Origin of the sequence: Chryseobacterium sp. 1B4, from assembly GCF_036631475.1 — a bacterium.
Classification (GTDB): domain Bacteria; phylum Bacteroidota; class Bacteroidia; order Flavobacteriales; family Weeksellaceae; genus Chryseobacterium.
In genome coordinates this window covers 44,818-58,353 of the sequence record NZ_JAPNUF010000003.1, presented here as the reverse complement: position 1 = coordinate 58,353, position 13,536 = coordinate 44,818, and the positions used below count along the sequence as shown (strand labels likewise).

General features: G+C 37.2%; 11 protein-coding genes and 4 pseudogenes. 10 read left to right on the top strand and 5 right to left on the bottom strand.

Going from position 1 to position 13,536, the window contains the following annotated elements; translation table 11 throughout:
• Positions 1-112: 112 nt before the first annotated feature.
• Positions 113-1,439, bottom strand: a pseudogene (locus tag OWR28_RS02055) (hydroxymethylglutaryl-CoA reductase, degradative).
• A 155-nt stretch (positions 1,440-1,594) separates the two neighbouring features.
• Here OWR28_RS02055 and OWR28_RS02050 point away from each other — a divergent pair.
• A pseudogene (locus tag OWR28_RS02050) lies at positions 1,595-2,852 on the top strand (putative DNA modification/repair radical SAM protein).
• A gap of 18 nt (positions 2,853-2,870) precedes the next feature.
• Positions 2,871-3,629: a TIGR03915 family putative DNA repair protein gene (locus tag OWR28_RS02045; RefSeq protein ID WP_332385274.1), complete on the top strand. Its 759-nt coding sequence runs from the start codon at positions 2,871-2,873 to the stop codon at positions 3,627-3,629.
• Between the two features lie 319 nt (positions 3,630-3,948).
• Here OWR28_RS02045 and OWR28_RS02040 read toward each other — a convergent pair whose 3' ends face one another.
• Complete coding sequence (locus OWR28_RS02040; protein ID WP_332385273.1) at positions 3,949-4,749, bottom strand: DNA alkylation repair protein; 801 nt, start codon at positions 4,747-4,749, stop codon at positions 3,949-3,951.
• A gap of 95 nt (positions 4,750-4,844) precedes the next feature.
• On the opposite strand from OWR28_RS02040, the pseudogene OWR28_RS02035 reads away from it, so the two are divergent.
• The 4 genes and pseudogenes from OWR28_RS02035 to gap all read left to right on the top strand — a co-directional run bounded on the left by OWR28_RS02035 (position 4,845) and on the right by gap (position 8,242).
• Positions 4,845-5,193, top strand: a pseudogene (locus OWR28_RS02035) (winged helix-turn-helix transcriptional regulator).
• 143 nt (positions 5,194-5,336) lie between these two features.
• On the top strand, positions 5,337-6,137 hold the full coding sequence (locus OWR28_RS02030; RefSeq protein WP_332385461.1) for a DUF4846 domain-containing protein: 801 nt from the start codon (positions 5,337-5,339) through the stop codon (positions 6,135-6,137).
• Positions 6,138-6,220: 83 nt separating this feature from the next.
• Positions 6,221-7,205, top strand: a pseudogene (gene pfkA, locus OWR28_RS02025) (6-phosphofructokinase).
• A gap of 32 nt (positions 7,206-7,237) precedes the next feature.
• Positions 7,238-8,242, top strand: coding sequence for a type I glyceraldehyde-3-phosphate dehydrogenase (gene gap, locus OWR28_RS02020; RefSeq protein ID WP_002976605.1), 1,005 nt, complete (start codon positions 7,238-7,240; stop codon positions 8,240-8,242).
• Positions 8,243-8,354: 112 nt separating this feature from the next.
• Here gap and OWR28_RS02015 read toward each other — a convergent pair whose 3' ends face one another.
• The 3 genes from OWR28_RS02015 to OWR28_RS02005 all read right to left on the bottom strand — a co-directional run bounded on the left by OWR28_RS02015 (position 8,355) and on the right by OWR28_RS02005 (position 10,053).
• On the bottom strand, positions 8,355-8,591 hold the full coding sequence (locus tag OWR28_RS02015; protein WP_332385272.1) for a hypothetical protein: 237 nt from the start codon (positions 8,589-8,591) through the stop codon (positions 8,355-8,357).
• Positions 8,588-9,409 (bottom strand): hypothetical protein, encoded by an 822-nt coding sequence (locus OWR28_RS02010; protein ID WP_332385271.1) that lies wholly within the window; start codon positions 9,407-9,409, stop codon positions 8,588-8,590. The genes OWR28_RS02015 and OWR28_RS02010 overlap by 4 nt, the downstream gene beginning before the upstream one ends.
• Positions 9,410-9,675: 266 nt before the next feature.
• Positions 9,676-10,053: a hypothetical protein gene (locus OWR28_RS02005; RefSeq protein ID WP_332385270.1), complete on the bottom strand. Its 378-nt coding sequence runs from the start codon at positions 10,051-10,053 to the stop codon at positions 9,676-9,678.
• A gap of 137 nt (positions 10,054-10,190) precedes the next feature.
• Here OWR28_RS02005 and OWR28_RS02000 point away from each other — a divergent pair, with 137 nt between their 5' ends.
• The 4 genes from OWR28_RS02000 to recA all read left to right on the top strand — a co-directional run bounded on the left by OWR28_RS02000 (position 10,191) and on the right by recA (position 13,397).
• A complete protein-coding gene (locus OWR28_RS02000; RefSeq protein ID WP_332385269.1) occupies positions 10,191-10,355 on the top strand; it encodes a hypothetical protein in 165 nt (54 codons plus the stop codon).
• Positions 10,352-10,825: a helix-turn-helix transcriptional regulator gene (locus tag OWR28_RS01995; protein ID WP_332385268.1), complete on the top strand. Its 474-nt coding sequence runs from the start codon at positions 10,352-10,354 to the stop codon at positions 10,823-10,825. Before OWR28_RS02000 ends, OWR28_RS01995 begins: the two co-directional genes overlap by 4 nt.
• A 73-nt stretch (positions 10,826-10,898) precedes the next feature.
• Positions 10,899-12,089 carry an oxygenase MpaB family protein gene (locus OWR28_RS01990; RefSeq protein ID WP_332385267.1) on the top strand — a complete coding sequence of 397 codons (1,191 nt, stop codon included), beginning with the start codon at positions 10,899-10,901 and terminating at the stop codon, positions 12,087-12,089.
• Between the two features lie 306 nt (positions 12,090-12,395).
• Positions 12,396-13,397: a recombinase RecA gene (gene recA / locus OWR28_RS01985; protein ID WP_002976601.1), complete on the top strand. Its 1,002-nt coding sequence runs from the start codon at positions 12,396-12,398 to the stop codon at positions 13,395-13,397.
• Positions 13,398-13,536 lie beyond the last annotated feature (139 nt).

The window sequence follows — 13,536 nt, the reverse complement described above, 5'->3', positions numbered from 1 at the left end:
AGGATGATAAACATGTTGGCAAATTTCTTGGAACTTCTGAAACCTTCATTATTTGTTTTCTTCAGAAAAAAGCCAAAGAGAAGGAATATAATAGGCAAAATGATCTGTAACATTAGTTTCCTCTCATTCTGTTAAACTCGTTGATTACCTCATGATGGCTTACTGTCTTGTCTTTAAAATACGTCACAAAGTGCTGCTTTTCTTCTTCGGTAGCCCCCAGTTGGTTCAGGATATTCAATAAATGCATTTTCATATGTCCTTTCTGGATTCCTGTGGTTACCAGAGAACGTAATGCACCGAAGTTCTGTGCAAGCCCCGAAACTGCCAGGATGCTCATCAATTCCTGTGCAGAAGGTTTACCAAGAAGTGCCAGCGAGAATTTTACCAGCGGATGAAGATTCGTAAGCCCTCCCACGACTCCAACAGAAATTGGCAAATCTATCCAGAATCTGAATACTCCGTTATCTGTTGTACAGTGAGTCAGGGATCTGTATTGTCCGTCTCTCGCAGCATAGGTATGCGCACAGGCTTCCGTTGCCCTGAAATCATTTCCTGTAGCAATTACTACAGCATCTACCCCGTTCATGATTCCTTTATTGTGAGTTGTGGCACGGTAAGGTTCAATTTCTGCAATGGTAACAGCCTGCTTGAATTTAGAAGCAAATTCTTCAGGGGAAATTCCGCTGTCATCTTTTAAATCTTCCATTTTACATGAAACCTCAGCTCTCACGATACAGTCAGGAGTGAAATTAGAAAGGATATTCATCACGATCTGCAGTGAATTCTTTTCTTCCTGAGTAAAATCTTCACTTGTGGCTACTTCCTGTCTCAATGTTTTTCCGAACTGTTCAAGACATGAGTTGATAAAATTGGCCCCCATTGAATCTACCGTATCAAAGCTTGCTTTCAGCTGGTAATAGTTGGGCATTTCTGCTGTTTTATCCACCAGGCTGATATTTAAAATACCACCGCCGCGTTTTCTCATATTGGCTGTGATATCTTCAGTGGCTTCAAATAGTTTTTTCTTCAAACTGAAATTAAAGAAATGTAACAGTTTATGAGGTTCTACATTAAAAATAAAATGGGTATGCCCCAGCTTTTCAGTATTGATAATGGTTGTCTTAAACCCCCTTTATCGATCCAGAATTTCGCAGCTTTGGAAGCGGCCGCTACCACTGAACTTTCCTCAACAGCCATTGGAAGTGCCAACAGTTTTCCATCGATTAAAAAGTTTGGAGCAATTCCGTAAGGCATATAGAAATTGGAGATGGTATTTTCAGAAAATTCTTCGTGAAGCTTCTGAAGATCTGCATCATCATTCCAGTATTGTTGTAATATATTTTGATATTCCTGGTTTCCTTCAAGATATTCGTTTACGAGCCAGTCGATTTTCCCTGCTTTGGAAGCTTGGAAAAACCTTCGATTGGTTTATGATTCATGATATAAACTTTAATGAGCCGTAAATATAATGATTTTGAGGCTCTTTTTTGTTGATAACTTCTATGAAAAAAGGTTGACTTTTATCAATTTTGGAACTAAATTTGAACAGAATTTGAAATTAAATTGATACAAATAATATCAAAAAACCGAAAGAATGAATTTTGACCGCCTTAAAGAAAAGCTCGAAATCCTTGCCGATGCAGCGAAATATGACGTTTCCTGCTCATCAAGCGGAGGCACGAGAAAAAATAAAAAAGGGGCTTTGGGCGATAGTTCCGCAAGCGGTATTTGCCATACCTATACGGAAGACGGAAGATGTGTATCCCTGCTTAAAATTCTGTTGACCAATCATTGCATCTACGATTGTGCTTACTGTGTTTCCAGAAGTTCGAATGATATCAAAAGAGCTGCTTTTACCGTAGAGGAAGTGGTAGATCTTACCATTAATTTTTACCGCAGGAATTATATTGAAGGTCTATTTCTGAGTTCAGGAATTTTCAAGAATGCAGATACAACGATGGAGCGTCTGGTAAGAGTGGCCAAAAAGCTGCGTCTCGAAGAAAATTTCAACGGTTATATCCATTTAAAATCTATTCCGGGAGCCAGTGATGATCTGATGCAGGAAGCAGCTTTGTACGCAGACCGGCTATCCGTCAACATTGAAATTCCTACGGAGAGCGGATTAAAATTGCTAGCGCCTGAAAAGAGCAGACAGGATATGATCAGCCCGATGCGCTATATTCAGAAAGGAATCAGTCAGTATCAGGATGAAAAAAGTCCTGAAGAAAGTTCCAAAGTTTGCCCCTGCCGGACAGTCTACACAGATGATCGTGGGTGCAACCAATGAAAATGACCTGCAGATCATCAAAGTTGCCGATCATTTTTATAAAAATTTTAATCTGAAAAGAGTGTATTATTCAGGCTATGTCCCGGTTCTGGAAGATCAAAGGTTACCTTCTTTAACCACCGAAGTACCCATGCTTCGCGAAAACAGGCTCTATCAGTCTGACTGGCTGATGAGATTTTACGGTTTTAAAGCGGAAGAAATTCTGGATCCGAATATTCCTTTCCTTGACCTGGAAGTAGATCCGAAACTGAGCTGGGCATTGCGAAACTTAGATCAGTTCCCGGTGAATCTTCAGACCGCTGAATATCATACGATTTTAAGAATTCCCGGAATTGGTGTTAAAACAGCTCAGAAAATTATAAGTGCCAGACGTTTTCAGATTTTAACAATGGATCATTTGAAAAAACTTGGAGCGGCTGTCAACCGGGCAAAATATTTTATAGATTTTTCTGCGGGCAATGCTTACCTGAAATATTTAACGGATAAAAACTTCAGAAAGCTGCTGATTGGTGGAAGCTCTTCCAAGTTTCACAATCAGTTTTCACAGCAATTAACATTGTTTTAAACACAAAATTACAAATACATGACAACCCTACTCTACGACGGAAGTTTTGACGGTCTTTTCACTGCTATATTTGAAGTTTTTGAATATCGGTATGAAGATGTGGAAATCGTAAGCAGAGAAAGGATTCATCAGGAAAATATTTTTGCTGACATTCATGAAGTCATTACCCAAACGGATAAATCTGAAAGGGTTCTCTATAAACTGGAGCAGAATATCGGGAAACAGGGTATCTATCAACTTTTAAAAGTTTTCCTCTCTGAAGTTCAGAATCTGGAAAAGCTCATCTTATCTGCAGTAAGGCAATCTGTCAGACATCAAGAAAACAATATTCTGGAGAACTTTGCCGATCCTGATATTTTAAAAATTTCAAAAATCTGCAAATCTGTGGATCGGGAAAGACACAGAATGACAGCTTTTGTACGCTTTGAAAAAATGCATGATGATGTTTATTTCTCCAAAATTGATCCTGATTTTAATGTTCTTCCTCTGATCAGAAAACACTTTCATAACCGATACCAGGACCAGAAATGGATGATCTATGACCTTAGGAGAAACTATGGACTCCTTTATGACCTTAATGATTGTGAGTTTTTCTATCCTGACGAAAAAATTGATTTAAATAATTATCAGCAAAAATTCCATGATGAAGAAAAGAGTTATCAGGTACTCTGGCAGCGATATTTTACCAAAACCAATATTGTTGAGCGAAAAAATATGAAACTCCATATGCAGCACGTCCCGAAAAGATACTGGAAATACCTGACTGAAAAATGGTAACTAAATTCCATATTGTGGATAACTTTTTATTCCGGTGAAAAAAGATTGTATTTCAAGCATTTTTTACAAGCATATTCATTAACGTGTTAATTTATTGACAGATAGAATCCACATTAATAGAAAACTCATATTGTGGATAACTTTTTCAGTTAACATACAGTTAATATTGAAAATATTTCAATCGGGCTTTTTGTGTAAAAATTGCGTAAATAAAGCCACTCCAAAGAAAAAGGAGATAAAAAAAGGGATGTAAGCGTCTATAAATCTGCAATCTGTAAAACAAAACAGCAGTTTCCCATTTCAATTTTGTGGATAACTCTTATTTTTTTATCGTTCTTAAAGCCTTTTTAACGATATACTGCGTTTCCTTTGTCTGGCTTTCCCGAAGCCATTCATCACAGATTTCTATGACAAACTCCGGTTGTGACTTACTGGCATCATTCAGCCAATTGCCGACGCTATCCTGCACATACCGGGAAGAATCTGATCGTAAGGGTTCTAGAATTTCCAATCCCAGTCCCGGGTTTTGTTTCAAAGCGTTAATGTGTTCACACCATACTCCCCTTGGTCTTGTGGATTCACTGGCAAAGCGTCTTACATTTTCATTGTCATGTATTGTCCACTTTGATAAAAGAGATAAGCTTTCCTCAAGATTTCCGGCGATGTCCGGACGTACTGCCATCCAGCAGATTTCTCTTACTCCGAAATGAGAGTCTGAAGCGAATGACTGAATTTTATCTAATTTTTCTTTAAGTTTTAAATCATTATTTCTTCCAATGGTATACGCTGCCCAGCAACGTACAAGGTCTGCAGGATGAGTTGAAAGCTTCAGCAGAAATTCATCATCTTTATTTTTTACAGCAAGATTAAGTAAACCAATTCCTATTGTTTCATTAATCGAATTGACGGTTTGTTTTTTCAGCTGGTTTACATCATCTAAAACCGGTTTCAAATATTCTTTGCGTTCATTCTGTAAAAGCAGATTTTCCAGCAGCAGCCTTTGATCTACAGCCAGCCATTCTGTAAGATTGGCGGTTTCAATTTCTCCTCTGTTCAGCCGATCCAGAATAACCGGCGGAATATCTTTGATGGAGCGGGCCCCTTTCCTTTTTTCTGTCATACTATTTTAATGATTATCTTTACAAAAGTCTGAAAGTGAGCGGAGAAAAACAATACCGCATATTTTTCACCCATAGGGATAAAAAAGTCAATTTTATGGAAACAAAGGGAAGAGCTGAAGAAAATAAAATCTGTCCGTTGGAAGTCGCCGTCAATACCATCAGTGGAAAATGGAAAATTCCCATTGTCTGGCAGATTAATGAAGGAAAAAACGCCCAAGTGAATTTCTGCGCGGCATTGCTAAAGTAGACCGGAGAGTTCTCAATCAGCAGTTGACGGAAATGGTAGATGACGGTATTTTAACTAAAAATCTTTTAATGAACTTCCTCCGAGGGTTGAATATACTTTGACGGAACTGGGCGAAAAGCTGGTGAAGATTCTCTGGCAGCTGAATGATTGGGGTACGTTACTGATTCCGAAAAAGAAGAAGTATAGCAGGTTTTAAATATGTTTTCAAAATCTTTATTTGTTGGTACGTGGAAAAAAAGATATTTGTGTTAACTAAAAACGCATGAAAAAGTTATTACAGGAATTACAGTTATTCTCATTTTCACAGGCTGTACAAAAGAAAAATTATCAGACCGTTTACTGGCTGAACCGGATAAGAATGAGCATTTAATTGCAGAAAATGCTTTAAAAATCAATAAGAATAAAAATACCATCCGTGAAAGATTTTCTCCACCCGAAGGCTATGAATGGGTTACAGAAAAACCTGGCTCTTTCGGATATTTTATTGAAAATTTTAAGCTGAAACCTTATGGCAGCCGGATCTTAAAATATGACGGGACTCCGGTTTCTACCCAGCATCTTCACGAAGCTGTTTTTGATATTGATACCGGAAATAAAGACCTTCAGCAATGCGCTGATGCAGCTATCCGCATGAGAGCTGAATATCTTTATAAAGCAAAAAAGTTTGACGAAATTAAATTTCATTTTACAAGTGGTGACCTTTTCAGCTGGAATGATTATAAAAACGGAACAAGAGCTTTTATCAGTGGGAATTCGGTAAGCTTTAGAAAAACTGCTGCTTTTGATGATTCTTATAAGAGTTTCAGAAACTATCTGGAGCTGATTTTTAATTATGCCGGAACAATTTCATTACATAAAGAGACAAAGCCCGTAACAAAAAATTCTGATCTTAAAACGGGAGATATTCTGATCACGCCCGGCAGTCCGGGACATATTGTTTTCATTTCAGGAGTCTGCCGGAATCAGGAAGGAAAAAGACTGTACCTGTTAAGTGAAGGATTCACACCGGCACAATCCGTTCATGTGATTTCAAATCCATTTAATGCCTATTTTACGCCCTGGTATGATCTTGACATCCATGCTCCTGAAACAAAAACGGCAAGATATTTTTTTAAACCTACAAACTTCAGAAGCTTTTAATAATTTATATTCAAAACTATTGGAAAGTTACTACGATAATCTGAACTTGTTTTTGTAAATTTGTGTTCGAAATTTTTTACTTGATGAAAGAGAGTGCTGTAAAAAAGATTGCAGTTCTTACTTCAGGAGGTGACTCTCCGGGTATGAATGCGGCGTTAAGAGCGGTAGTAAGAACCGCCAATTACTATAATATCGAATGCTACGGAGTGAGGGAAGGTTACAACGGCCTTATCAACAATGATTTCCTGAAAATGGGAGCCCGTTCCGTAAAAAATATAATCAACCAGGGCGGAACAATTCTAAAGTCTGCCAGATCTGCTGAGTTCAGAACTAAAGAAGGCCGTCAGAAAGCTTACGACAACTGCGTAAAGTTAGGAATTGACGGATTGGTATGCATCGGCGGAGACGGAACATTTACCGGTGCCAAAATCTTCAATGAAGAATTCGGAATCAGGGTAATTGGTATTCCGGGAACCATCGACAATGATATTTTCGGTACGGACAATACTATCGGTTACGATACGGCTTTGAATACTGCCATGGATGCTATTGACAAGATCCGTGATACCGCAACTTCCCACAACAGGGTTTTCTTTGTAGAGGTAATGGGTCGTGATGCCGGTTTCATTGCTTTAAACAGTGGATTGGCTGCCGGAGCGCTGGATATTTTAATTCCTGAAAAAAGACAGTATAGATGAGCTTTTCGCGAAATTCAGAAATGCTGAAAAAACAGGAAAAGCATCGAGCATTGTAGTGGTAGCTGAAGGCGAAAAACTAGCCAACGTATATGAACTGGCTGAAAAGACAAAGCAGACATTCCCTGATTATGACATTCGTGTAGCTATTCTGGGACATATGCAGAGAGGAGGCTCTCCAAGCTGTGCAGACAGAGTTCTGGCAAGCCGTCTGGGATATGGAGCTGTAACAGGGCTAATGGAAGGACAAACCAATGTAATGGCAGGAATGCGTTCTAATGATCTGACGTATACCCCGATTGAAGAAGCCATTAAAAAACATAATGAAATCAATAAAGATCTTTTACTGATTTCAGAAATTTTAGCAATCTAATTATTTTTATAATCTAATAAAAACAAACTATTATGTCAACAATCAAAGTAGGTATCAACGGTTTTGGTAGAATTGGACGTCTTGTTTTCAGAGCAATGACTGAAAGAGACAACATTGAAGTTGTAGGAATCAATGACCTAATCAATGCAGAATACATGGCTTACATGTTAAAATATGACTCTGTACACGGTATTTTCCCAGGTGAAGTTTCTGTAGAAGGAAATGATCTTGTTGTAAACGGGAAGAGAATCAGAGTAACTGCTGAAAAAGATCCAAGCAACCTAAAATGGAATGAAATCGGTGCAGACTACGTAGTGGAATCTACAGGTTTATTCCTTGATAAAGACAGCGCGGCAAAACACCTTGCTGCAGGTGCTAAGAAAGTAATCCTTTCTGCTCCTTCTAAAGATGATACTCCAATGTTCGTAATGGGGGTAAACCACAAGGAACTTACTGATGATATCAAAATCTTATCAAACGCTTCTTGTACTACAAACTGTTTAGCTCCTTTAGCTAAAGTAATCCACGATAACTTCGGAATCGTAGAAGGTTTAATGACCACTGTACACGCTACAACAGCTACTCAGAAAACTGTTGACGGTCCTTCAATGAAAGACTGGAGAGGTGGTAGAGCTGCTCTGAACAACATCATCCCTTCTTCTACAGGTGCTGCTAAAGCAGTAGGAAAAGTAATTCCTTCACTAAACGGAAAATTAACAGGTATGTCTTTCAGAGTACCAACTGTTGACGTTTCTGTAGTAGATTTAACAGTGAGAATTGAAAAAGCGGCTTCTTATGAAGAAATCTGTTCAGTAATCAAAGCTGCTTCTGAAGGTGAATTGAAAGGTATCCTAGGTTATACTGAAGATGCAGTAGTATCTCAGGACTTCGTAGGAGATAAGAGAACTTCTATCTTCGACAAAGACGCTGGTATCATGCTTTCTCCTAACTTTGTGAAGCTTGTTTCCTGGTATGACAACGAAATGGGTTACTCTAACAAGTTAGTAGATATGCTTGTACACGCTGCTTCTTTATAATCAGTAATGAGCGATAAGCAATGAGTAATATAAAACCTTCCCGATGGGAAGGTTTTTATCATTTTATATTTAGCAGAGGGTATCAATTAAGATAAACCTTCCATTAAAAAGCTTAATCGGTTTTCCCGGTACCTTTCTCAAGATCATTATTGAAGTTGAGCCCCCAACGTAACCCAAGTGTAGTAACCAGATCATTCTGATTTTCAAAGTTTTTTCCAAAACCTCCGATAAGGCTTACATTATCACTGATTTTATACATGATACTTCCTACACTTCTGTAATCTTCAAAATCACCGAACCTACGGATATATTCATAAGCTACACTTAATCTGTTAAATTCAAAATTCACTTTACCGCCAAGATCATAAAAGAATTTTTATCATAATCATTAGCATTTTTATTGTAGTGCATTCTGTCAATAAGAAATCTGTTAAGAATATAAAGTTTAAGATAATTCTTCTGCTCTTCTTTATCAGGACTATCTAAATTAATATTCCAATTCATCGTGAGCCAGGTTCCAAATCTCCCGAAGCCACCTGAAGAAAATCTATCTTTATCAAAAAAATGATTGTATGCACCAGCGAAGTCAATAGAAAATATAGGTTTAGACTCTGACAAATTATTTACGAATTTTTGAAACGCTTTCATTTTGGTTATATTCATTTCACTAAATGTTTTCCGATCAAATGACGAGATACTAATCTTTGTTTTAAGACCTTTATACAAATTAATAATATTCGTTCTGTTGACATTGAAACTTTCTTCATCCTTTGCTAAGCCATCTATATCCTTGATGAGATCGTTTAGAGCTTCCTTTTCTAACGAAGATGCCTTAATTTGTAATTTTATACTAGTATAATTATCGTTAAAATCACTATACACTGTTTTGCTTGTTATGTCAATGACATTTTTGCTGATTACAGAGCGTTCTTTTATAACCAATTCATTAAGCTTAGTATATTCAGCATCATTAAGATTATTCAGGTCAGCTACTTTCTCATCAATTAAATCAACATCTGCCTTGTATTTTTTATTCATTACTCTGAATAAATTGGTTCGATAACCCACTGACAGGTTTTGGATACTATCATTCCTCACAAAAGCCATTGATATAGACTGGTTGTGAACAAATCCTGAGTGCATCTCATCTCTAAAATATTTTTCCACAGTGGTATTTCTTTTAAAAATCCAGTAGGGATTAAATTCTACTCCATAATTTTGAGGGAGCCCATTATCTTTAAAAGAATTAATAATTGAAAGTCCAAATTCTTTTATGGTTTTTGGAGCTTCAATTGAAGTGACATTCTGATCTAATAATACGACAGCAGGAGTCGTAGGAATATCTAAATTCTCTTAACGGTGTTATTTATCTGAGAAAAAGTTCTCAGATAAATAACACAGAATACGAATATCAGTTTTGCTTTCATGGTAATCTAAATTATGTCAATAGTTAATCTTGCAATATTATTTACAATATTAGTCGAATGATAATTTGAACCATTAACAAATGGGGTGTTGATATCGTCATCTTCTACCAGTGCACATATAATATCAACATTATTTGTCTCTGAAAGCAAAGTATCTATATTAAGCTGTTTCCCTACGAAATTAATCGTCCTTCCTAATTTATACCAGCTATATTTATCAGGAGGAATAGAACCATTACTTGCCTTGGGAGATGATTGTACAATAATCACCCCTCCTGGATTCACGGTAACATACGTTCTTGAGTATATTAGTGAATTTGCTCTTACACTTACTTTTAAATACAAAAAAGTATTTTGCGCTTGTTGTGTTTTAAATGTTGCCATGGGTATTTATTTTTCAGATTAAAGTTTTTAAAATGGTCATTATTTTTAGTTAAAGCTACGACACTTACCTACCACACGAAATACCACAAAAGGGTGATTTTTTTTATCATAATTTTATTATTTTTAAGAAAACATATGTGATCAATTTTGCGGACAGCACCCTCTGCAACCATCATGAAGATATTTTGAAAATACATGGATTCAGTAAATACCCCGCACATCTGAAAGAAATCATAGATCTGATTCATCCGGATGATCTGAAATTTGTGATGGAGGCTGAAAGAATGTCCATCGAAAAATGAAAGAAATTGACGGCTTTGATTATCAGCAGGAATTGAAAACCAGTTATTGTTTCAGAATGAGAACTTCAAAAGGAAATTATGAATTGTTCCATCATCAGGCTTTGCACACCTATAAAGATGAAGATGGCAGGCTGTTGCAGGCTGTTAATATACATACCAATATCGAACACATCACCCATCAAAATTCTTATGTTGTATTAGTTTCCGGAATCAACGGCCGGGAAGATTTCCACCAGATGCAGTGGACAGAACATGACAGATTTCCTGAGTCTATCCCAGTCATCTTTACCAGAAGAGAGGTTGAAATCATCAACTGTATTGCGAAAGGATACTCAACCGGGAAAATTTCCGATCTGTTAAGTATTTCTGAAGAAACCGTACGTACCCACAGAAAAAATATCCTGAGAAAATCGGACTGCAAAAACAGTTCTGAACTGATCAAAAAGACTTTTGAATGGGGATATCTCTAAAAAGACAATTATAATCCTGATAAATCTCACCAGCATATTTCGGTGCAAAACTTGTACTTTTATAGGTAAAGGAATGAACATGATACACCCCCGGTTTAAAGACGCACCTCATTTCAGGGATTTTTGGGAGAAAGGCAACGGAAAGCAGCTTATTGAATTTTCCGGAGCAGAAGTAGGTTTTGAAAAATTTGAAAATTTTGCTCCCTTTTTTCATCATGTGGATGAAGCGGGTGACAAGGTTGTAAAAGATGTTTATTTCACTAAAAAATTCCATGAAGCTTCCAGGGAGATTGAACATTATATCAGAAATGGAGTTCCCGAAACAGATGCTGTTCCTGAAAGTGTAAAAAAACTGTTCAGCCAAACTCAGAAAGTTCCTGATTGGCTTGATTACAATTTACTCAAAAGCGGTGCTGAACTCTGCATGAGAAGCAATCTGGACTCCCTGATTTCGTTGAGGGATTATTGCCTGATCGGTGGTTATGATTATGCCTACCTCAACAAACCTCTTATTGTTACTGAAGCTCTAAAAAAGGGAGCTGTGAAACGCCTTTCTGAAACATTGGATTTCTGGGTAAATGCAACCCGATACAATGCCCTGAACGTTCATGAAAAGGGGTATGAATTTGCTATCAAAACCCGAATGATCCATTCTTACGCCAGACTTTCCATAAAAAAACATTACAAGGACTGGGATACTGAGAATTGGGGAGAGCCTATCAATTCCTGGGATATGATGGCAACGTACATTGGGTTCAGCCTGGTATTTCTTCATAGTCTTAAAAAACTGGGAAATCGTTTTTCTGCTGAAGAGGAACAGGGAATTTTCCATCTTTGGAAGTATGTAGGTTACCTTTTGGGAATACCGGAACAGCTTCTTCCTGATAACAAAAAGCAGGCTACTGAATATTTTTATTTATGGACCTCCGTTCAACCGCCTTCAGATAAAGATTCTGTGCTTCTTGCCCATTCTCTTTTGAATGAATCACTGGAAAACCCTATTCTGAAATTTGAATTCCAGAGAAAAAATTTAAGATATCTGCACATCTGCTGCACCTGGTTTCTGCTGGATGATGAAGTCTGCAAAAGATTACAGATTCCTGATGTTCCGTATAAAACATTATTTCCAAAATCAAAAATACTTTTCAACACAATTTATGACATACTGGTAGGCCGCAACGCCAGAATAAAAAAAGGAAATAAAGATCAGATGAAAGTATTGAATGATTATCTGAATATCACTAAAAATTCAAATTTTCATTAGGATAATAAGTCAGGAAGCCCGAAGTTTGAAGCTGGAAGTTTCTATTGGACGATAAATCTCACTTAGTAAAAGTAATATAATTAAGTTCAATCCATTTACAGGCTTCAATAACTCCCCTTCCAGCTTCCGGCCTTTTTCCAATAAATATTTTATTACACTCCTACCACATTTCGCATCTGCTTCGTTATGAATGAGATCAGTAGTAAAATTTTATCATTTTTTAACTCTAAAAACCGCTTTCAGCGAGAAATAATATTAGCTTTTGATATTTAAATTATGTATTTTTGAGAAATTATTTTAATAGCGATGAGTAACATTGATGATAAGAAAAAAGCACTCGCTTTAGTGCTTGACAAATTAGATAAAACATACGGAAAAGGAACTGTAATGACTCTGGGTGATGATGCCGTAGACACTACAATAGAAGTAATTCCTTCCGGTTCTTTAGGATTGGATATTGCCTTAGGAGTAGGCGGATATCCAAAAGGAAGAATCATTGAAATATATGGTCCTGAATCTTCAGGTAAAACAACGCTGACCCTTCACGCTATTGCTGAAGCTCAAAAGGCAGGAGGTATTGCTGCATTCATTGATGCAGAGCACGCTTTCGACAGAACTTATGCTGCAAAATTAGGAATCGATCTTGAAAACCTGATCATTTCCCAGCCGGACAATGGTGAGCAGGCACTGGAAATTGCGGATAACCTTATCCGTTCAGGAGCTATTGATATCGTTGTGATTGACTCTGTTGCCGCTCTTACACCAAAGGCTGAAATTGAAGGTGAAATGGGAGATTCTAAAATGGGTCTTCACGCAAGACTAATGTCTCAGGCATTAAGAAAGCTTACCGCTACTATTTCAAGAACGAAATGTACAGTAATTTTTATCAACCAGCTGAGAGAAAAGATCGGTGTGATGTTCGGAAATCCTGAGACCACTACCGGAGGTAACGCTCTTAAGTTCTATGCTTCTGTAAGAATTGACATCAGAAAAGCCAGCGCACCAATCAAACAAGGTGATGAAGCGATCGGTAGCCGTGTGAAAGTGAAGATTGTAAAAAACAAAGTAGCACCTCCTTTCAAGCAGGCAGAATTCGATATCATGTACGGAGAAGGCGTTTCTAAAGTAGGAGAAATTCTTGATACAGCTGTAGACATGGGTATCGTGAAGAAAAGCGGATCATGGTTCAGCTATGAAGAGACTAAACTTGGTCAGGGACGTGATGCTGTAAAAGATGTTTTAAGAGACAACCCGGATCTTGCTGAAGAATTAGAAGCTAAGATCAAGGAAGAAATGAAAAACAAATAATTTTTCAGAAAATACAGGAAAAGGCAATCTTTAGGATTGCCTTTTTTGTTTTTAAATGATTCTGTTTTTGAACACAAAGTTTCATTTGTATATCGTAATATTTTTAAGAAAGCAAAGGATGGGATCATGAAATTGATTC